At 69.3% G+C, this 19,933-nt stretch carries 21 protein-coding genes; 8 read left to right on the forward strand and 13 right to left on the reverse strand.

What is annotated here, in order from left to right; all coding sequences use genetic code 11:
• Positions 1 to 90: 90 nt before the first annotated feature.
• Positions 91 to 378 (reverse strand): hypothetical protein, encoded by a 288-nt coding sequence (locus ACX40P_RS00575; protein ID WP_459124358.1) that lies wholly within the window; start codon positions 376 to 378, stop codon positions 91 to 93.
• A gap of 1 nt (position 379) precedes the next feature.
• Complete coding sequence (locus tag ACX40P_RS00580) at positions 380 to 562, reverse strand: hypothetical protein (RefSeq protein WP_459124359.1); 183 nt, start codon at positions 560 to 562, stop codon at positions 380 to 382.
• Positions 563 to 848: 286 nt separating this feature from the next.
• Here ACX40P_RS00580 and ACX40P_RS00585 point away from each other — a divergent pair, with 286 nt between their 5' ends.
• From ACX40P_RS00585 to ACX40P_RS00595, 3 genes are read left to right on the forward strand one after another with little or no spacing between them, the layout of a single operon-like run.
• Positions 849 to 1,001 (forward strand): hypothetical protein, encoded by a 153-nt coding sequence (locus tag ACX40P_RS00585; protein WP_459124360.1) that lies wholly within the window; start codon positions 849 to 851, stop codon positions 999 to 1,001.
• Positions 1,002 to 1,051: 50 nt separating this feature from the next.
• Positions 1,052 to 1,666, forward strand: a complete 615-nt coding sequence (gene msrA, locus ACX40P_RS00590; protein WP_459125193.1) for a peptide-methionine (S)-S-oxide reductase MsrA — start codon at positions 1,052 to 1,054, stop codon at positions 1,664 to 1,666.
• 44 nt (positions 1,667 to 1,710) lie between these two features.
• Complete coding sequence (locus ACX40P_RS00595) at positions 1,711 to 2,877, forward strand: GNAT family N-acetyltransferase (protein WP_459124361.1); 1,167 nt, start codon at positions 1,711 to 1,713, stop codon at positions 2,875 to 2,877.
• Here ACX40P_RS00595 and ACX40P_RS00600 read toward each other — a convergent pair.
• From ACX40P_RS00600 to tsaD, 11 genes are all read right to left on the reverse strand, one after another.
• Complete coding sequence (locus ACX40P_RS00600) at positions 2,831 to 4,471, reverse strand: hypothetical protein (protein WP_459124362.1); 1,641 nt, start codon at positions 4,469 to 4,471, stop codon at positions 2,831 to 2,833. The two genes, ACX40P_RS00595 and ACX40P_RS00600, sit on opposite strands and share 47 nt — an antisense overlap.
• A gap of 43 nt (positions 4,472 to 4,514) precedes the next feature.
• Positions 4,515 to 6,323: a hypothetical protein gene (locus ACX40P_RS00605; RefSeq protein WP_459124363.1), complete on the reverse strand. Its 1,809-nt coding sequence runs from the start codon at positions 6,321 to 6,323 to the stop codon at positions 4,515 to 4,517.
• Entirely contained in the window at positions 6,320 to 7,828 is a 1,509-nt protein-coding gene (locus ACX40P_RS00610) for an NAD(P)/FAD-dependent oxidoreductase (RefSeq protein ID WP_459124364.1), read from the reverse strand. Before ACX40P_RS00610 ends, ACX40P_RS00605 begins: the two co-directional genes overlap by 4 nt.
• A gap of 71 nt (positions 7,829 to 7,899) precedes the next feature.
• Positions 7,900 to 9,117 carry an argininosuccinate synthase gene (locus ACX40P_RS00615; RefSeq protein ID WP_459124365.1) on the reverse strand — a complete coding sequence of 406 codons (1,218 nt, stop codon included), beginning with the start codon at positions 9,115 to 9,117 and terminating at the stop codon, positions 7,900 to 7,902.
• Positions 9,118 to 9,179: 62 nt separating this feature from the next.
• Positions 9,180 to 10,403: a class I SAM-dependent methyltransferase gene (locus ACX40P_RS00620; protein ID WP_459124366.1), complete on the reverse strand. Its 1,224-nt coding sequence runs from the start codon at positions 10,401 to 10,403 to the stop codon at positions 9,180 to 9,182.
• Between the two features lie 31 nt (positions 10,404 to 10,434).
• The gene (locus ACX40P_RS00625) at positions 10,435 to 11,298 is read right to left on the reverse strand and encodes an HpcH/HpaI aldolase/citrate lyase family protein (protein ID WP_459124367.1); all 864 of its coding nucleotides are present in this window, start codon (positions 11,296 to 11,298) and stop codon (positions 10,435 to 10,437) included.
• Positions 11,285 to 12,034: a molybdopterin-dependent oxidoreductase gene (locus tag ACX40P_RS00630; protein ID WP_459125194.1), complete on the reverse strand. Its 750-nt coding sequence runs from the start codon at positions 12,032 to 12,034 to the stop codon at positions 11,285 to 11,287. Before ACX40P_RS00630 ends, ACX40P_RS00625 begins: the two co-directional genes overlap by 14 nt.
• A complete protein-coding gene (locus ACX40P_RS00635; RefSeq protein WP_459124368.1) occupies positions 12,031 to 12,756 on the reverse strand; it encodes a cytochrome b/b6 domain-containing protein in 726 nt (241 codons plus the stop codon). Before ACX40P_RS00635 ends, ACX40P_RS00630 begins: the two co-directional genes overlap by 4 nt.
• Before the next feature lie 9 nt (positions 12,757 to 12,765).
• Positions 12,766 to 13,527 carry a sulfite exporter TauE/SafE family protein gene (locus ACX40P_RS00640; RefSeq protein ID WP_459124369.1) on the reverse strand — a complete coding sequence of 254 codons (762 nt, stop codon included), beginning with the start codon at positions 13,525 to 13,527 and terminating at the stop codon, positions 12,766 to 12,768.
• Positions 13,524 to 14,501, reverse strand: coding sequence for an NAD(P)H-dependent glycerol-3-phosphate dehydrogenase (locus ACX40P_RS00645; RefSeq protein ID WP_459124370.1), 978 nt, complete (start codon positions 14,499 to 14,501; stop codon positions 13,524 to 13,526). The genes ACX40P_RS00640 and ACX40P_RS00645 overlap by 4 nt, the downstream gene beginning before the upstream one ends.
• Positions 14,498 to 15,523: a tRNA (adenosine(37)-N6)-threonylcarbamoyltransferase complex transferase subunit TsaD gene (gene tsaD, locus ACX40P_RS00650; RefSeq protein WP_459124371.1), complete on the reverse strand. Its 1,026-nt coding sequence runs from the start codon at positions 15,521 to 15,523 to the stop codon at positions 14,498 to 14,500. Before tsaD ends, ACX40P_RS00645 begins: the two co-directional genes overlap by 4 nt.
• A gap of 67 nt (positions 15,524 to 15,590) precedes the next feature.
• On the opposite strand from tsaD, the gene hemC reads away from it, so the two are divergent.
• From hemC to ACX40P_RS00675, 5 genes are read left to right on the forward strand one after another with little or no spacing between them, the layout of a single operon-like run.
• Positions 15,591 to 16,502, forward strand: coding sequence for a hydroxymethylbilane synthase (gene hemC, locus ACX40P_RS00655; RefSeq protein ID WP_459124372.1), 912 nt, complete (start codon positions 15,591 to 15,593; stop codon positions 16,500 to 16,502).
• Between the two features lie 14 nt (positions 16,503 to 16,516).
• Positions 16,517 to 17,140: a uroporphyrinogen-III synthase gene (locus ACX40P_RS00660; protein ID WP_459124373.1), complete on the forward strand. Its 624-nt coding sequence runs from the start codon at positions 16,517 to 16,519 to the stop codon at positions 17,138 to 17,140.
• 36 nt (positions 17,141 to 17,176) lie between these two features.
• A complete protein-coding gene (locus tag ACX40P_RS00665; RefSeq protein WP_459124374.1) occupies positions 17,177 to 18,097 on the forward strand; it encodes a hypothetical protein in 921 nt (306 codons plus the stop codon).
• Positions 18,098 to 18,108: 11 nt separating this feature from the next.
• Entirely contained in the window at positions 18,109 to 19,293 is a 1,185-nt protein-coding gene (locus ACX40P_RS00670; protein WP_459124375.1) for an acyl-CoA dehydrogenase, read from the forward strand.
• A 10-nt stretch (positions 19,294 to 19,303) separates the two neighbouring features.
• Positions 19,304 to 19,834 (forward strand): GNAT family N-acetyltransferase, encoded by a 531-nt coding sequence (locus ACX40P_RS00675; protein ID WP_459124376.1) that lies wholly within the window; start codon positions 19,304 to 19,306, stop codon positions 19,832 to 19,834.
• Positions 19,835 to 19,933: the final 99 nt, after the last annotated feature.

A 19,933-nucleotide genomic window follows, 5' to 3' on the forward strand; every position in this document is an offset into this window, starting at 1 on the left:
CCCGCGAAGGCGGGAATCAATTCTGGCTGGCATCACTAGATTTCACGACGGTTGGGCGAATGGATTCCCGCGTTCGCGGGAATGACGGCGTTAGGGCTGACCGTTCGCCAACACCGCATTCAACCGCTCAATCGCGGCGGTCAGTCCGGCTTCGTCGGCGCTGGCGACGTCGATCGGACGACCGCCCAGCTCGGCACATTCGGCGTGGAGGAATTCGAGCGCATTCTCACGCGTATCGAACCCGCGGATCGCGGCGAGCGACAGCTTCGCCTGACGCGCGACCGCGTCGGGCTGCGTGCGCGGGGCGCGGTGCGCGTTGCGGAAGCGCTTGAGCGGCGCGCGGACGTCGAGATCGCCCGACGGCGGAACCTGGGTCACCTCACCCATCGTTGCGCACCGTCATCGGGGCCGAGCCTGCGCCCATGCGACCCTGCATGGCGTCGATCGACAGCGCGTAGCCACGCGCCAGACCGTCATGCGAGCGACGCGCCTCGACGCTGGGAGCGGCATCCGCGTTCATCAGCGACAATTGGTGGCGGTGGAGAAGGTAGTTGAGATCCAAGGGGGCAGGCTCCGGCAGTGTAAGCGGGAGCGCGAAAGTCTCTCAGTCACCGGCGCCTACGACTGCGTGCCGGTGATGGCTCCCATATAGTGCACTATCCGCAACTTAGCCAGCGCCCGCACCTGACGTGCCGATGAACGCGCGGGCCAGCGATCGTTCAGCGTCACCGCGCCATACCCCTTGCATCGAAGGCACCGGCTTCCGATCTGGCGATTCGCGTCAGGACGATACCGGCGTCGGGATGCGACGGCCCAAACGGCGCATCCGTTCTTTTCGGACACATTCGATGACCAGCCCTGCCAAGCCCAGCTTCTTCCGCCTGTTCGTCGGTGGCTTCGCCATCGGCACCGCCGCGATGGTGTCGATCCACCTCGTCCAGCCGAGCGACCTCGCGATCGTTTCGCCGGCACAGGCGCAGAGCCAGGTCGGGAGCCGCTGATCGCCATGCGCGCCTTTGCCCCCGCCGCCATTCTGCTCGCCGCGTTCGGCATGACGATCGCCGCCGCGCCGGGCGAAGCCGCCAAGGCCGTCGTGATCCCCGCGGCAGCGCAGGACGTACCGGCGGCTGCGGGTATGCAGACCGCGGTGCTGGCGGGCGGCTGCTTCTGGGGCATGGAGGCGGTGTTCGAGCGGGTGAAGGGCGTGCGCGACGTGACGTCGGGCTATGCCGGCGGCACGCAGGCGACCGCCAACTATGGCGCGGTGTCGAGCGAGCGCACGCGCCATGCGGAAGCGATCCGCATCACCTACGACCCGCGTCAGGTGAGCTATGCCACGCTGCTGCGCGTCTATTTCTCGGTCGCGCACGATCCGACGCAGGTTGACGGGCAATATCCCGATTCGGGTCCGAGCTATCGCTCCGCCATCTTCGCGCAGACGCCGCAGCAGCGCGCCGTCGCTGCCGCCTATATCGCCCAGCTCGGCAAGGCCGGTGCGTTCGGCAAGCCGATCGCGACGCGGGTGGAAAGCGGCAGCTTCTTCAAGGCCGAGGCGGAGCATCAGGACTTCGCGCGCCGCAATCCGACGCATCCCTATATCACCCGATGGGATGCGCCGAAGGTCGTCGCGTTTCGCGCGGCTTTCCCGACGCTGTACCGCGCCTGATCGCGCCCTACCCGCCCCGCGCGGTTGCCCCTACATAGGTGCGCGTGAGCGACCCTTTCATTGCCCGTATCGCCGACGGCGTTCGCGCCATCCCCGCCGCGGCGTGGGATGCGTGCGCCGGCACCGGCAATCCGTTCGTCAGCCATGCCTTCCTCTCCGCGCTCGAAGAATCCGGCTCGGCGACGGCGGAGGCGGGGTGGCAGCCGGTGCCGATCGTCGTCGACGGCGCGGACGGACAGCCCGTCGCGGTCGCACCCGCCTATGCCAAGAGCCACAGCCAGGGCGAATATGTGTTCGACCACGGCTGGGCCGATGCGTGGGAGCGCGCGGGCGGGCGCTATTATCCGAAGCTGCTGGTCGCCTCCCCCTTCTCGCCCGTGCCGGGACCGCGGCTGCTGCTGCGCGATCCCGCCGCCGCGCCCGCGCTGATCGCTGCGATCGAGGCGGTGGCCGACCGCCACGGGCTATCGTCGGCGCACGCCAATTTCATCGCGGCCGATCAGGTGCCGCTGTTCGAATCGGCCGACTGGCTAGTGCGCGAAGGCACGCAGTTCCACTGGGCGAATCAGGGCTATGCCGGGTTCGACGATTTCCTGGGCGCGCTGGCCAGCCGCAAGCGCAAGGCGATCCGCAAGGAGCGCGCCACAGCCGTCGAGGGGCTCACGATCCGCCATCTGACCGGCGCCGAAATCACCGAGGCGCACTGGGACGCCTTCTGGGTCTTCTATCAGGATACCGGCAGCCGGAAATGGGGCCGCCCCTATCTTACGCGCGAATTCTTCTCGCTACTGGGGCAGCGGCTGGGCGACCGCTGCCTGCTCATCCTCGCCGAGCGCGACGGGCGGCCGATCGCGGGGGCGTTGAACCTGATCGGCGACGACACGCTCTACGGCCGCTACTGGGGGTGCAGCGAGGAGGTGCCGTTCCTGCACTTCGAGCTATGCTATTATCAGGCGATCGATGCCGCGATCGCGCGGGGCCTATCGACGGTCGAGGCGGGGGCGCAGGGCGAGCACAAGCTGGCGCGCGGCTATGTACCGGTGCCGACCTGGTCGGCGCACTACATCCCGGACCCGAATTTCCGCAACGCCATCGCCGATTTCCTGACGCGCGAACGCCGCGCGGTCGAGGACGAGCAGAACTACCTCACCGAGTTCACGCCGTTTAGGAAGCGGCCCGACGACGCTGCGCCGCCCAGCGCTTCATCATGATCTCGCGAAAGGGCCCGAGATCCTGCGGCAACAGCTTCACGCCCGGCTGGCCGTGGTCGACCTTGAACAGCGCGCTGGTGCCGTCGCGCCACACCGGGATCAGCCCCGCCTCAAGCCGCCGGTCGTATTTCGGCGGGCGGATCAGCCAGACATAGTCGAACGCCCCGCGCGGGAAGGTCGCCAGCGACAGCGCGACCGGCCGCCACCATTCGCGCGGGCATTTCTGGCTGGTGACGATCTGCGAAGGGTCGTGCGCGAACCGCATCGCCGGGCGGTACTTCACCGTCAGCATCTGCGCGCCGGGCATCGACCACTGGTCGTTGGTGTAGGCCAGCCGCCGGACCAGCGCCATGCCGGGCAGGTGCTGCAGCCGGGTCATCGTCCATTCGTTGTAGCAGGTCTCGCCGACGAAGCTGACGAGCTTCGCGCCAACCGGCAGCTTCTCCAGCGCGGCGAGCTCGCGGTCGTAGTCGCGCGCGTACATCCAGTTGCTGACCGTCGAGGCGGTGGTGCGAACGAGGAAGAAGGCGAGCCCCGCCACCGCGATCGTCGCCGCGCCGCGCATCGACAGGCCCGGTCGCGGGCGGATCGCGATGACGGCGATGCCGATCATGAACGGCACCAGCCGCATGTCGGCATAGGCCGATCCGAACACGATGCGCGGCAGCAGTACGAAGACGAGCAGGAGAAACGCAGTCGATAGGCCGAGGTGGCGCGAATACTGGACGCTGGGATCGCGGATCGACTTCAGCAGGATAAAAAACAGGATGCCGACCGAGGCGATGTCGAACGCCATCCAGCGTTCGCGCAGCACCATCGTCAGCCACTGCACCTTAGCGCGCCAGTTGAACCAGTCGGTCGTCTGCCCGGTGACATGGCCACTGCGCCACGCGACCATCAGCAGCGCCGGCGGCGCCAGCGGCAGGCAGTGGATGCCGGCAAGGAACCACGGCACGATCCAGCGATCGATCAGGCCGGTGCGATCGCGGCGCAGGTCGTGGTTGCGGATCAGCTCGGCACTGAACGCCAGCACGCCCAGCATGCCCCAGCCGAAGGTGTGGCACACCCAGATGATCGCGCCGATCGGCACGAACAGGATCGCGCGCAGCCGGAACTTGCCGAGCCGCGCGAGCCGCAGCCACAGCGCGAAGGCGTTGAGCGCCAGCGCCATCGACAGCGCGAAGTTCACGAAGCCGAAGTGGAAAGGATAGCTGTAGGCGAGCGGCAGCGCGAACAACGCGGTCGCGGGGATACGCCCGTGCACCTCCCGCGCGATCCACAGGAACCCGACCGCGATCAGCGGCGGGATGGCGAGCACGATCAGCTTCACCGCCAGCTCCAGCCCGAAGACCGGCGCCAGCGGCACGATCAGCAGGTCGATGCCGAGGTTGCCGATCAGCTGCCACTGGAAATCATACCAGTCGGAGAACCACGGCACGGTGCCGTGATCGAGCTGCACGCGGTAGCGCGCCATGTGCCCGGGCAGGTCGACCAGTGGCGCGATGTCGGGCCGCAGCAGCGGAATCGCGGTGACGATCGCCGCGAACAGGACGAAGCCCCGTGTCTGCCACCAACGAAGGGTTTCTGCCGCCATCCCCCGGCCTTAGGCTAGCGCGCGCGGCACTCGCAAGATCGCTTCACCGAATTACGCGCCACACCAGCATCGGCGAGTGGGCGATTTGCACCGGCTGCAACCAGGCGAAGCGATCGCCGCGTTCCAGGCGAGCCCACAAGCCGTTGGCCGCCACCGACTTGTATATCTCGGTCTCGTTCATCCCGGGGCAGCCGACGACGTAGGTCGCACCGCTCGCCAGCACGACGGCCTTCGCCCGATCCGGCGGGGCGAGGAACGTCGCCAGCACCACGTGTATCGATCCGGCATTGCGATGATAGCCACTGCCGATGGCGCGGTGGCCGGTGAGCGCCAGGATCGCGGGGCCGATATCGAGCGGCGCGAACAGCGTCGCGGCCGGCAGTGCGGCGAGATCGCTGACGTTCTCGCGCGGATCGCAGGACGCGATCACCCGGCCGGTCATCGCCACCTGTCGTGTCACACCGCCGCCCAGCGGTGCGCCGAGCAGCATGCCGCCCATCAGTCCCGGCGTCACGGCGACCAGAGCCGCCGCCGTCGCGACCGTCCGCTTCGGGGTCGACACCACGGCCCGTGCCCGCCCCAGCATCGCGTGGAGCAGCCACGCGCCACCGGGCAGGGCGAGCGCGTTCGCCGTCGCCCCCATGCGCATGACCAGCAATGACAGTGCGAACGCCGCCGCGGACAGACCCAGGATCATCGCCCAGCGGAACCGCGCCTCGCCGGCACTCGATCGCCATGCCATGGTCGCGCCGACCAGACCGATGATCGGAAAGCTGATCGTCGCCAGCGCCCACGGCAGGAACTGATCCCAGACCGGCAGGCCTTCCGACACGTTGCGGTACCAGAGACCGTAGACCAGCGGATCGAGCGTCGCGAACGGACCCTGCGTGCATTGCGGCGCCAGGACATACACGACCGCCAGCGCCGCTCCGCCGGCCGCGGCCAGCAGGACGAGCCGGAGCGCGATACTGCGTGTGCGCACCGCCAGCGCCAGACTGGCGAGGATCGTACTCGTTGCCATGGCGGCGATCCAGACGGGCGCGATCGCGTCACACGCCGGGGCCATCATGTTGGGTCCGCGCGTCGCTATTTGCAGGACGACGACGCCGGCGCTTAGAGTCCACAGGGCGGCCAGCGCCTGATCCCGTCGCCGGGTATCGACGGCCGCGGCCAGCGCCATGACGCCCAGTATCGCCGCCGCTATCGGCAGTCCTTCGAGTGACACGGTTACCAGCGCCGCCAGTGCCAGCCCGCACAGCGCACCACTACGGCGGTCCGGCCGCCCCATCAGCGCGACCGCGCCGGCCATCGCCAGCGCGACCTGCCATCCATGGTGATCGATGCGCATCGGGCGCAGCTGATAGACCAGCGGCACGGACAGCGGCGCGAGCAGCACAGCCATCCGGGCCCGGTCGACGTCCGACATCCGGCGCGTGAGTTCCGCCCCCAGCGCCATCACGACCAGCAGCGTGACCAGCGGTACGATCGTCATCGTCAGGCGGGTCGCCCATGCGGCGCCGAGCGGCTGCAACACGATCAGCGACGCCGCCAGCGGCAGATCCACAAGGCGCGACCAATGCATCTGGAACGCGCCGAACCACAGCCGATGCTGCGAAACGTCCCACCAGCCCTGACCCGCCAGCCAATCCCGTACCTCGACAAGGCGCAGGGCATCGTCGGGATCCGGAAAATGCAGGCGGACGATCTGCGGAATGGATACGAGCGTCAGGACGATCGCCGCAACGCCCCATCCGACCAGCACCGTCGTCGCCAGGGATCGCCGATCACTCGTCGACGGGGGATCGACGATACGGTCGCCGTCCGGCGCGGCGGCCAGCCCGTTGCCGGTCATGCCGCCTTTAGGCGTTCGGGGACCGCGCGGATGCTGGCCAGCGCGGCCTGCTCGCCCTCATGTCCGGCCTCGTGATATTCGGCGTCCTCGTTGACGTCCCAGATGTCGTACAGTCGCTCGCCGGCAGCGATGTTGCGGACCGTCAGCATCGCGGTCATCATCGCATGATCCTGATTGTTGTAGCGATGCATACCGTTGCGGCCCACCAGGTGCAGGGTCGGATATTTCTCTTCCAGTTCGGCGCGCATTGCCTCGACGTTCGCGCGATAGGCGTCGTCGTACACCGGATACGCCTTCTCCTGCCGCACGACCTTGCCGCCGACGACATCGGTCGGATCGACGAGGCCGAGCTGCGCCAGTTCGCGCGTCGCGAGGGCGACCAAATCGGCGTCATCCGCCGACCAGAGCCCGTCGCCTTCGAAACAGAAATATTCGAGGCCGACGCACGCCAGCGCGTCGTCGGGGACCATTTCGGGCGACCAGCTGCGGAAGTTCTGCACGCGGCCGACCTTCACGCGCGAATCGTGGATGTAGATCCAGTTGTCGGGAAACAGATCCTCCGACCGGATCATCAGCGCCACCGTCAGGAAGTCGCGGTAGCCGAGGTCCATCGCATTCGGCAGCGTCGCCGGCAGCGGATGGATGCGGCCGGCCAGTTCGCGCATCGGCGCGGAGGAAATGACGTTCGTCGCGCTGATGACCAGCGTCTCGTCGCCGCGGCGACAGGCGACGCGCCAGCGGCCCGTCCGGTCGTCATGGCTGAGACGGTGAAGGCTGGTTCCCATCAGTACGCGATTGCCCCGGGCGACGACCTTGTCGCGCGCGGCGTCCCACATCATGCCCGGCCCCTGCCGCGGATAGCGGAACGTCTCCAGCAGCGTCTTGACCGCCATCCCGTCGTTCTTCTTGCGGTTGAGGCCCAGCGACCGCTTCAGTCCGTCGAGCACCGCGCCGCCCAGGCTCAATCCCTTGATACGCTGCGCCGCCCAGTCCGCCGACATCGCGTCGCACGGCATCCCCCATACCTTCTCGGTATAGGTCTTGAAGAAGATCGAATAGAGCTTGTGGCCGAACTGGTTGACGACCCACTGCTCGAAACTTCTGGGGTCGCGATGCGGAAAGAGCTTCCATCGTGCGTAGCTGAGCATGCACAAGGTCGAGCGCCAGATCCCGAGGTTGAACAACGCCTCGAACGCGCGCAGCGGATAGCTGTAGAACTTGCCCTCATAATAGATCCGGCTCATGCGCGGACGCTCGATGAAGTCGTCGGGCAGGATCTCGTTCCACAGATCGACCACTTCGCGCGACTTCGAGAAGAAGCGATGCCCCCCGATGTCGAAACGGAAGCCGTCGTGCTCGACCGTCCGGCTGATCCCGCCGACATAGACCGGATCCTTCTCGATCACGGTCACCGAATAGCCGAGTTTCGTCAGCTGATAGGCGGCGGTCAGGCCGGCCGGACCGGCACCGATGATCGCAACATCGACGCTTTTCTCGTCGCTCATGTAAAGCTTATCCCCTGCCGCCAGAAAGGCAGGGGAAGCTTTGTATGATTATTGGTTAATGCCGTGCTAATTCAGCCATCGCGGCGTCCAAGCAACCGCAGGCGCAACGCGTTCAGCTTGATGAAGCCCGCCGCGTCCCGCTGGTCGTAGGCGCCCTGATCGTCCTCGAACGTGACGACCTTTTCGGAATAGAGCGAATTGGGCGACTTGCGGCCGACGACCGATACGCTGCCCTTGTACAGCTTCAGCCGCACCGTGCCCGCGACCTTCGCCTGGCTGTGATCGACCGCGGCCTGCAGCATCTCGCGCTCGGGCGAGAACCAGAAGCCGTTGTAGACCAGTTCGGCGTAGCGCGGCGCGAGTTCGTCCTTCAGGTGCGCGGCACCGCGGTCGAGGGTGATCGACTCGATCCCCCGGTGGGCGGCGGCGTAGATGGTGCCGCCCGGCGTCTCGTACATGCCGCGCGACTTCATGCCGACGAAGCGGTTCTCGACCAGATCGAGCCGCCCGATGCCGTGCGCGCGGCCCAGCTCGTTGAGCTTTTCGAGCAAAGTCGCGGGCGAGCAGCCCTCCCCGTTCAGCGCGACGCCGTCGCCGCGTTCGAAGTCGATCGTGATATATTCGGGCGTGTCGGGCGCATCCTCCGGGTTCACGGTGCGCGAGTAGACATAGTCGGGCACCTCCTCCCACGGATCCTCCAGCACCAGCCCCTCGGACGAGGTGTGGAGCATGTTCGCGTCGGTGGAGAACGGCGCCTCGCCGCGCTTGTTCTGCGGCACCTGGATCTGGTGTTGCTCGGCCCATTCGATCAGGCGGGTGCGGCTGGTCAGATCCCATTCGCGCCACGGCGCGATGACCTTGATGTCGGGCGCCAGCGCGTAATAGCCGAGTTCGAAGCGGACCTGATCGTTGCCCTTGCCGGTCGCGCCGTGGCTGACCGCGTCGGCGCCCACCTGACGCGCGATCTCGATCTGGCGCTTGGCGATCAGCGGCCGCGCGATCGACGTGCCGAGCAGGTACGTGCCCTCGTACACCGCATTAGCGCGCATCATCGGGAAGACGTAGTCGCGCACGAATTCCTCGCGCAGGTCGTCGATGAAGATGTGCTCGGGCTTCACGCCCGCCAGTTCCGCCTTGCGGCGCGCAGGCTCCAGCTCCTCGCCCTGCCCCAGGTCGGCGGTGAAGGTCACCACCTCGCAATTATATTCGGTCTGGAGCCACTTCAGGATCACGGAGGTGTCGAGGCCGCCCGAATAGGCGAGGACGACACGGTTGATCTGATCGGACATGTGGCAGGCTCCAGTGAATGACGCGGGCGGGCTTTAGGGGTGCGCGGGCGGCTGGGCAATCTTTAGCCCCGCAGCGCCGCCTCGGCATCCGCCATATAGTCGCGCGTGATCGGCAGGGTGTGGCGGTCGCGCGCGAACTGCAGCTGGTAGTTGACCATGCCGCCATGCCGGAAGGTGACGATGCAGCCGGCGAGATAATAGGCCCACATGCGGAAGAAACGCTCGTCGTACAGCGCGACGATGCGGTCGCGCGCGGCGAGCGTCCGGGCGTACCAATGCTCGATCGTCAGCCCATAATGGAGCCGCAGCACCTCGACATCGGTGCAGAACATGCGCAGCCCCTCATAGCCCTGCGCGATTTCGCTCAGCGCCGGGATGTAGCCGCCGGGGAAGATATATTTGCCGGTGAAGCGGTCGGTGACGCCCGGCGCGCCGGCGCGACCGATGGTGTGGAGCAGCATCACGCCATCGGGCGTCAGCAGATCGCGGCATTTGGCGAAGAAGGTACGGTAATGCGCGGTGCCGACGTGTTCGAACATGCCGACCGACACGATTCGGTCGAACTGCCCGTCGAGGTCGCGATAGTCGATCAGCTCGAAGCGCACCTTGTCCGCCACCCCCGCCGCATCGGCGCGGGCACGCGCGACCTTCAGCTGCTCTTCGCTCAGCGTCACGCCCAGCACCTCGGCGCCGGTCTTCTCGTGCAGGTACAGCGCCATCCCGCCCCAGCCGCAGCCGATGTCGAGCACGCGGTGGCCCGGTTTCAGCGCGAGCTTGGCGGCGATATGCGCCTTCTTGTCCGCCTGCGCGCGGTCGAGGTCGTTGACGGGATCGGTGAAATAGGCGCAGCTGTACTGCCGGTCGCGGTCGAGGAAGAGGTCATAGAGCCGGTCGTCGAGGTCGTAGTGATGCGCGACGTTGCGCTTCGACCGCCGCGCCATGTTGACGCGGTCGAGCCGGAAGCGGAGCGCCGACAGCGCGGCGGCAAGCGGCGAGGCGTTGAGCGCCGGGCTGCCCTCCTCCCACCGGTTGCCGGCGGTGGCGAGCATCAGCAGGCCGAGGATGTCGCCCGAGTCAATCTCCAGCAGCCCGTCCATATACGCCTCCGCCGCGCCCAGCGCCGGTTCGGAGATGATCCGCCGCGTCGCGCCGGGCTTCAGCCGGATGGTGACGGGGGCGAGCGTCTCGTCAGGCGTGCCGAAGCTGCGGGTGGTGCCGTCGGGGTGGATGACGGTCAGTTCGCCGCGACGGAACGCGCGCGCGAAGAAGCGGTCGATCAGGGCCATGACGCCATGATAGCGTCCCGGTTTCGCGCTGTCAGCGGATACGTGCGAGCAGTCGCTCCGCCTGCATCAGATGGGGGCGATCGATCATCCGGCCGTCGAGGCTGAGCGCGCCCGCGCCCGGTTGCGCGGCGAAGGCGGCGACGATCGCGCGGGCGTGGGCGATCGCCGCCTCACCGGGCGTGAAGGCGGCGTTGATGATCGGAACCTGCTCAGGGTGGATCGCCATCATGCCGGTGAAGCCGTCGCGCGCGCCTGCCCGGGCATAGGCGGTCAGGCCGTCGAGATCGCGGAACGCCGGATACACCGTTTCGATCGGCGCGACGCCGGCCGCCGCGGCACCGAACAGGGTGAGCGCGCGGGCGAGATGGTAAGGCGCGGTATAGCTGCCGTCCGGCTCACGCGACGTTTCCGCGCCGATGGCGGCGGGCAAATCCTCCGCTCCCCAGGTCAGGCCGGCGAGGCGGGCGGGCGCATCGGCGTAGCTGCCGATCTGGAAGATCGCGCGCGGCGTCTCCGTCGCGATCGGCAGGATCGGCGCACTGCGGTCGCCCCGATCGGCGAGGCGCGCGTCGAGATCGAGCACCGACGCGCTCCCTTCCGCCTTGGGCAGCACCCAGCCGTCGGGACGGGCGCCGGCGACGGCATCGAGGTCGGCATCGGCGAGGCCGCCGTCGAGCGGATTGATGCGGACATAGAGCGCGACGTCTCGCGGCGTGTCGGCGAGGAACCTTGCGACGGCGTCGCGCGCGGCGGGCTTCGCATCGGGGGCGACCGCATCCTCCAGATCGAGGATCAGCGCATCCGCGCCGCTCGCCAGCGCCTTCTGCATGCGGTCGGGCCGGTCGCCGGGGACGAACAGCAGCGAGCGCAACGCGCGCGGTTCAGATACCCGCATACCATTCATAGTCCGCGACATCCTCCCAGTATCCGCCCTTGCCCTGCCCGAACGGGGCGAGCGACGCCACCGCTTCGATCCGCTGCACATATTTGGCGTGCTTGTAGCCCAGCTGCCGCTCCACCCGCAGCCGCACCGGCGCGCCGTTGGGGACGCCGAGCACCCGGTCGTTGAGCATCCACGCAAGGATCGTCTGGGGGTGCATCGCGTCGATGAGGTCGATCGATTCGTAATAGGGCGTGCCGCCCATCACGTCGGCGCAGTGGAAGACGAGATAGCGCGCCGCGTCGCGCAGGCCCGCGAGCGCGAGCAGCGGCTTCAGTCGCGGGCCGGTCCATTTGCCGATCGCGCTCCACCCCTCGACGCAGTCGTGCCGCGTGATCTGCGTGCGCGCCGGCATCGCGCGCAGGTTGGCGAGCGACAGGTCGAGTGGGCGCGCGACCAGCCCGTCGACGCGGATGCGCCAGTCGGCAAAGTTTCGCGCGGCCGATGCGTTGTAGTCGGGCGTGTTCGGGTTGCGCGTACCGTTGGCGCGGAACACCGGGGAGCGCTGGTCGGGCCGGAATTCCTGCGCCAGCGCGGTGCGGTCGGTCAGCCCGCGCTGGAGCACGCGGTGCGCATCCTCCCCCGCGAACAGCGCGCGGCGGCCGATATCGCTCGACGCGACCCGGTCGCATCCGGCGAGCAGGCCGCTGGCGAGGCTCCCGACCAGCGCGGTGCGGCGGCTGACGATCATCGCGGCACCCGCCACCAGCCGGTAATCATCGACCGCAGCTCGTTGCCGACCCCAGCGAGGATCACCAGCGTCAGGTGCACGACGATGAACCCCGCCAGCGCCATCGCGACGATGAAGTGGATCGAGCGCGCCGACTGTCGCCCGCCCAATATCTCGACCGCCCAGGGCCATGCCGCGTTCATGCCCGGCGCCATCGCGATGCCCGACAGGATCAGCAGCGGAATCAGGACGAAGATGACGCCGACATAGCTCAATTTCTGTAGGATGTTGTACGCGCGCGGATCGGCCGGATCGTGGAAGCGCAGCGCGAGATGCTCGCGCACGTCATGCGCCACAGCGTCGGCACGCAGCTCGCGCCGCCGAATGCGCAGGTCGCGCGCGAAATGGCGATTGAGCAGGCCGGCGACCATGTACGCCAGCAGCGAGAACGCCAGCACCAGCGCGAAGAGCAGGTGCCAGCGCCGCGCGATGGCGAGGTTGTAGCTTGCGGGGATCGTCAGCCAGCCGGGAACGCGGCCGCTCTCGAACACCCACGCCACGCGGAACCACGGCTGGTCGAAATTCGCGCCATAGCGACCCCAGTAGAGCTGCGGATGCGCGTTGAGGATCATCAGGCCCGATCCCAGCAGGATCACCACCACGACCACGGTCGTCCAGTGCCACAGCCGCGTCGCGACGCCGTGGCGGCGGATCGGCGTACCGGGCTGGGGCGGGCTCTCCATCACAACGACTTAGCCGTAGGCGCGCCAGAAGAACACCGCCGTCGTCACCGCCGTCACCGCGATCGTCCAGCCGCGCACGACCCCGGGCGACAGCCGCTTGCCGACGCCTGCGCCGGCGAAGCCGCCGATCACGCTGCCGACCAGCATCGGCACCGCATAGACCCAGCGCACCATGCCGAGCGCGATGAAGACGATCGTCGCGGCGGCATTGGCGATCGCGAGCATCAGCGTCCGGTGCGCCATCAGCCGATGCGGCGGCTCGCCCGCGAGCAGACCCCACGCGGCCGTCATCATCAGTCCGACCCCGCCACCGAAATAGCCGCCATAGACGCCCAGCACCGCCTGCGCGCCGAACAGCGTGCGCGGCCCCGGCGTCGCGCGCTCGGCAAACCGTTCGGCCAGCCGCTTGCCGCCGGCGATCGCGATCGTCGCGATCAGGAGGAGCCATGGGATGATGCGGTCGAACAGCGTCGTCGGCGTCGCCACCAGCAACAGGCTGCCCGCCAGCCCGCCGACGAAGGTAATCGCCGACAGCGCCTTGACCGACAGGCCGCCCAAGGGCCGCAATCCGGCGCGATAGCCCCAGGCGCTCGTCATCGCGCCCGGCTGCAGCGCGACGTTGGAGGTTGCGTTCGCGATCGGCGAGGGCAGGCCGAGCGCGATCAGCGTCGGCATCGTCGCGAAGGTACCGCCGCCGGCCAGCGCGTTCATCGCCCCGCCCGCGATGCCGGCCACGAACGCGAGCAGGAACGGCAGCAGATCGCCGGTCACGCGCTCTCCGCCCGCAGCGGGCGGTTGAGCAGGCGCGCGATCACCTCGCGCGCGGGCGATCCGACCAGCAGGTCGCAGACCGCGCCGACGACGGGCATGTCGACGCCGATCTCCGCCGCGGCCTCGCGCAGCACCGGCGCGGTGTGCGCGCCCTCCGCCACGGTGCGGCGATCGGCGAGGAGGTCGGCGGATGCCCGACCCTGCCCCAGCCCGACGCCCAGCGAGAAGTTGCGCGAATTGGTCGAGGAGCAGGTGAGCACCAGATCGCCGAGGCCCGAGAGGCCCGCCAGCGTCTCCCCCCGCGCGCCCTTCGCCAGACCGAAGCGCGTCATCTCGGCAAACCCGCGCGCGATCAGCGCCGCGCGGGCGTTGAGGCCGAGCCCCGCGCCCTCGACGACGCCGCAGGCGATGGCGAGCACGTTCTTCACCGCCCCGCCAATCTCCGCCCCGACCACATCGCCGCTGGCATAGGGGCGGAAGGCGGGGCTCGCGAGGCGCGCGGCGAGTCGCTCGCGCAAGACCGCATCCTCGCACGCCAGCGTCACCGCAGTCGGCTGGCCGGCGGCAACTTCATGGGCGAAGGTGGGGCCGGACAGGACGGCGATCGGCGCATCCGGCGCGGCGGCGCGCGCGACTTCGCCGATCAGCAGGCGGCTGCCCGCCTCGATCCCCTTGGCGCACAGCACCAGCGGCGTCGTGCCGACCGGCGTTGCCGACAGCACCGCGCGGACATGCTGCGCGGGTGCGACGACCAGCAACGCATCGTGCCCGGCCAGATCGGCGAGGTCGCCCGTCGCCCGGATCGACGGCGACAACGTCACGCCCTTCAGGAACAGCGCGTTCTCATGGCGTCCGTTGACCCCGTCGACCACCTCCGGCTCACGGGCCCACAGGGTGACCGGCCGGTCGCCGCGCGCCGCGACCTGTGCGAGCGCGGTGCCCCAGGCGCCGCCGCCGATGACGCCGATTCTCATGCCTTCACTCCCGCACCACGCACCGCCGCCGCCGTCGGATCGAGCGGCCAGCGCGGGCGCGCCGGCACGTCGAGCGGATCGGTCAGCCCCGCCGCGAAGCGCTCGACCCCGGCCCAGGCGATCATCGCGGCGTTGTCGGTGCACAGCCACAGCGGCGGCGCGACGAAGCGCAGGCCATAGCCACCGGCAAGATCCTCCAGCGCCGCGCGCACACGCGTGTTCGCAGCCACCCCGCCCGCGACGACGAGCGCGGTCGCCTGCGGCACGCGATCCAGCGAGCGCCGGGTGCGATCGACCAGGCAATCGACCACCGCCTGCTGGAACGAGGCGGCGAGATCCTCGGCACTTGCCGTGCCGACCGCGCGCGCAACCGCCGCCTTCAGCCCCGCGAACGAGAAATGCGGCTCGCCCGATCGCAGCAGCGGGCGCGGCAGCGGCACCGAGTGCGGATCGCCAGACAGCGCCGCGCGCTCGACCGCCGGGCCCCCGGGGAAGCCCAGCCCCAGCAGCTTCGCGGTCTTGTCGAACGCCTCCCCCGCCGCGTCGTCGATCGTCGTCGCCAGCCGGCGATAGGCGCCGACGCCCTCGACCAGCAGTAGTTGGCAATGGCCGCCCGAGACGAGCAGCAGCAGATAGGGGAAGTCGAGGTCGCGATCGGTCAGCCGTGGCGAGAGCGCATGCCCCTCGAGATGATTCACCGCGATCAGCGGCTTGCCCGCCGCGTGCGCCAGCGCCTTGCCGGTGACCAGCCCGACCATCACGCCGCCGATCAGCCCCGGCCCCGCCGTTGCCGCCACCGCATCGACCTGGCTCAGCGTGACGCCGGCATCGTCGAGCGCGGCGGTCACGAGCGGCCCCAGCGCCTCGACATGCGCGCGCGCCGCGATCTCCGGCACCACCCCGCCATAGGGCCGGTGCGCCGCCTCCTGCCCCAGCAGCCGGTGCGCCAGCACCTCGCCCGCATCGGTGACGAGCGCCGCCGCCGTCTCGTCGCAGCTGGATTCGAGGCCGAGGATTAGCATGGCGTATGTCCCTATCCGTTCGGGCTGAGCTTGTCGAAGGGCTGCCTTTTTCTTAGGCGACACGTAGATGGTTCAAGCAATTCGCCTCGGCACCCGCGGTTCGCCCCTCGCCCTGACGCAGGCGGGGATGGTGCGCGATGCGCTGATCGCGGCGTATCCGGACCTGTCGGTGGAGACGGTCGTCATCCGCACGACCGGCGACCGGGTGCAGGATCGCGCGCTGGCGGAGATCGGTGGCAAGGCGCTGTGGACCAAGGAGCTCGACCGCGCGCTGCTCGGCGGCGACATCGATATCGCGGTGCATTCGATGAAGGATGTCGAGACGGTGCGCCCGGACGCGATCGCCATCGTCGCGATGCTGCCGCGCGCCGATGTGCGCGACCGGCTGGTCGGCGCGGCATCGTTCGAGGCGCTGGCGCCGGGTGCGCGGATCGGGACGAGCAGCCCGCGCCGCGCCGCGCAGGTCCGTCATCTGCGCCCCGACCTGCAACCGGTGCTGTTCCGCGGCAATGTCGACACGCGCCTCGCGCGGCTGGCGGCGGGGGAGGCGGAGGCGACGTTGCTCGCCGCCGCCGGGCTGGAGCGGCTGGGGCGCACTGATGTCGGCGTTGCCATCCCCACGACGATCCTGCTGCCCGCCCCGGCGCAGGGCGCGGTCGGGATCGAGGCGCGGGCGGAGGACGAGGCGGTCCACCGCCTGCTGACCGCGATCGACGATCCGCAGACGCACGCCTGTGTCGCTGCCGAACGCGCGTTGCTCGCCGCGCTGGTCGCCGATTGCCATTCGCCCGTCGCGGCGCTGGCGCGGATCGAGGGCGGCGTGCTGACGCTCGACGCCGCGCTGTATTCCGAGGACGGCAGCGAAACCGTCGCCGCGCAGCAGGCGGGTGCGCCCGAAGAGATCGCCGTCGCGCAGGCGCTGGCTGCGAAGCTGCTCGACCGCTCGCCGCCGTCGATCCGCATATTGTTCGCCGGGTGATTGGTGCTCGCCGGGTGACCGCGGGCATCGGCGTGCTGCGGCCCGAGCCCGGCAGTGCCGCCACCGCGGCGCGGGTCAGGGCGGCGGGGCTGATGCCGGTATGCGTGCCGCTATTCGCGGTGGAGGCGGTCGCGTGGGATGTGCCCGACGCGGGCGACTATGACTCGCTGGTGCTGACGAGTGCGAACGCCGTGCGCCACGCCGGGCCGGGTCTGGCCGCGCTCGCCGCCTTGCCCGTGCGCGCGGTCGGGGCGGCGACGGCTTCGGCGGCGGAGCAGGCTGGCTTGCACGTCGAGACGATCGGCACCGGCGGCGTCGAATCACTGCCACGGGGCGGGCGTTTGCTGCACCTTGCCGGTCGCGATCACATGGCCCTGCCCGGCACCACTACGATCGTGGTCTATGACAGCGTCGCGATCCCCGCCGATGTGACGAAGCTCGTCGGCACGGTGACGCTCGTCCATTCCGCCCGCGCCGCGCGACGTTTGCGCGCTTTGGTCGAGGAACCGGCGAGCATCCGCCTGGTCGCGATCAGCGACGCCGTTGCCGTAGCGGCAGGCCGGGGCTGGGCCGACATCGCCGTAGCACCGGTGCCGGACGACGCCACGTTGATCGACATGGCGCGCAGCATCGCCTGATTGACGCGCCCGTGCCCTGCGCGGATAACGCCGCCGATGACAGGCGATCTCCCGCCCCCCGCCGTTCCGGTGACGGACCGTGCCGAGTCGCCGCCGAAGCGACAGATTTCGTGGATGGCGATCGTGGTCGCTTTCCTGCTGGGGGTGGTGACGGTCGCGGCGATGCTGCCGGTCATCGACCGCTGGCGCACGCGCGAGGGCGAGACCCCGACGGCGCAGCCGACCACGACGCCCGCCGCCGCACCGGCTGCCGCCACCGCGGCGATTCCCATCACGCTGAACGGCCTCGCCGCGCGGGAAGCGGCGCTGGATGCGAAACTGAACGCAATCGAGGCGCGAATGGCGCTGGCCGATGCCGCGTCGCGCACTGCGGCGGGCTATGCCACCCGCGGCGAATCGCTGCTGGTCGTCTTCGCCGCGCGCCGCGCGATCGATCGCGGGCTGGCGCTGGGGTACATCGAGCCACAGCTGAACGCCCGCTTCGGCGCGACCCAGCCGACGGCGGTCGCGACGATCATCGCCGCCAGCAAGGCGCCGACGACGCGCGAGGACCTGCGCCTCGCGCTCGAACAGATCGCGCCACAACTGGCGGGCAGCAGCTTCCGCGACGGCTTCTGGCGCTCGATCCGGCGCGGCCTGTCCGATCTGGTCGTGCTGCGCCGCGAATCGACGCCGTCGCCGCGCGCAGCCGACCGGCTGGACCGCGCCCGCCGGTTGATCGACGCCGGCAATGTCGAGGCGGCGCTGGCCGAGGTCGCGCGGATGCCGGGTGCGGCGAGCGCCACCAGCTGGATCGACGCGGCGAAACGCTACAACGCCACGCGCCGCGCGCTCAATACGCTCGAACAGGCGGCGATCGACACCGCGCCGCCGCCGGCCGTGCTGCCGACCCTACCCGAACCGACGATGGCGGAACCGCCATCGCAGAACCCCGCCGGCCTGCTGCCGGGCGGCTGAAGGATACAGACATGGCAGGCATGGGCCGGTTCGACTGGCAGGATCCGTTCGCGCTCGATGCGCAACTGACCGACGAGGAGCGCATGGTGCGCGATACCGCGCGCGATTACGCGCAAGGGAAGCTGCTGCCGCGTGTCACCCGGGCGTATCTCGACGAGGATTTCGACCGCGAGATCATGCACGAGATGGGCGCGCTCGGCCTGCTCGGCGCGACGATCCCCGAGGAATATGGCGGCGCGGGTCTGGGTTATGTCGCCTATGGCCTCGTCGCGCGCGAGGTCGAGTCGGTCGACTCCGGCTATCGCTCGGCGATGAGCGTGCAGTCCAGCCTCGTGATGTATCCCATCCATGCCTATGGCAGCGAGGAGCAGCGGCGGAAGTACCTCCCCGGCCTCGCCTCAGGCGCGCTGGTCGGATGCTTCGGCCTGACCGAACCCGACGCCGGTTCCGACCCCGGCGGCATGCGCACGCGCGCGGAGAAGACCGCGGACGGCTATCGCATTACCGGCGCCAAGATGTGGATCACCAATTCGCCGATCGCCGATGTCTTCGTCATCTGGGCGAAATCGGACGCGCACGACGGCGCGATCCGCGGCTTCGTGCTCGAAAAGGGCATGGCGGGGCTGTCGGCGCCGAAGATCGAGGGCAAGCTCTCCCTGCGCGCGTCGATCACCGGCGAGATCGTGATGGACGGGGTGGAGGCGGGCGAGGATGCGCTGCTGCCCAACGTCTCGGGATTGAAGGGGCCGTTCGGCTGCCTCAACCGCGCGCGCTACGGCATCGCCTGGGGCACGATGGGCGCGGCCGAGGCGTGTTTCCACGCCGCGCGTCAGTATACGCTCGACCGGCAGCAGTTCGGCGTGCCGCTGGCCTCGAAGCAACTTGTCCAGCTGAAGCTCGCCGAGATGGAGACGGAGATCGCGCTGGGGTTGCAGGCGGCGCTGCGCTGCGGCCGCATGTTCGACGAAGGCACGCTGGCGCCCGAGGCGATCAGCATCATCAAGCGCAACAATTGCGGCAAGGCGCTGGCCATCGCCCGCGTCGCGCGCGACATGCACGGCGGCAACGGCATCGCCGCCGAATTCCATGTGCTGCGCCACGCGATCAATCTCGAAACCGTCAACACCTATGAGGGCACGCACGACGTCCACGGCCTGATCCTGGGCCGCGCGATCACGGGTATCGCCGCCTTCTGACACCGTGTCGATGACGCCGCCCGACCGTCAGCCGGTGTTGACCGGCGAGCATGTCCTGCTGCGCCCGATGACGGCGGCGGACCGCGAGCCGCTCTACGCGGTGGCGTCCGACCGCGACCTGTGGGCGATGCACCCGGCGCACGACCGCTGGCGGCGCGAGGTGTTCGACGCGTTCTTCAATGCGGGACTCGCCTCGGGCGGCGCGCTGGTCATTATCGATCGGGCGAGCGGCCCGGTGATCGGCTCCAGTCGCTACGACGGCTGGGACGGCGAGGCGGACGAGATCGAGATCGGCTGGACCTATCTGGCGCGAAGCCACTGGGGCGGGCCGTATAACGGCGAGGCCAAGGCGCTGATGCTCGGCCACATCTTTGCTCAGGTCGGCACCGTCGTCTTCATGATCGGCGAGGACAATCTCCGCTCCCGCCGCGCGGTGGAGAAGCTCGGCGCGACGCTGCGGCCGGGGTATGACGAGCGGGTAATGGCCGGCGTCGTGCGGCGGCATGTGACGTACGCGTTAACCTCTCACCGTTCGCCCTGAGCTTGTCGAAGCCTGTCCTGAGCGCCTGCCTTGGCAGGCAGTCGAAGGGGGCCGCCCTTCTTCCGCAGGCGATGGCAGAGGAAGAAGTGCAGTGCTTCG

Source organism: Sphingomonas sp. RS2018, assembly GCF_054489605.1.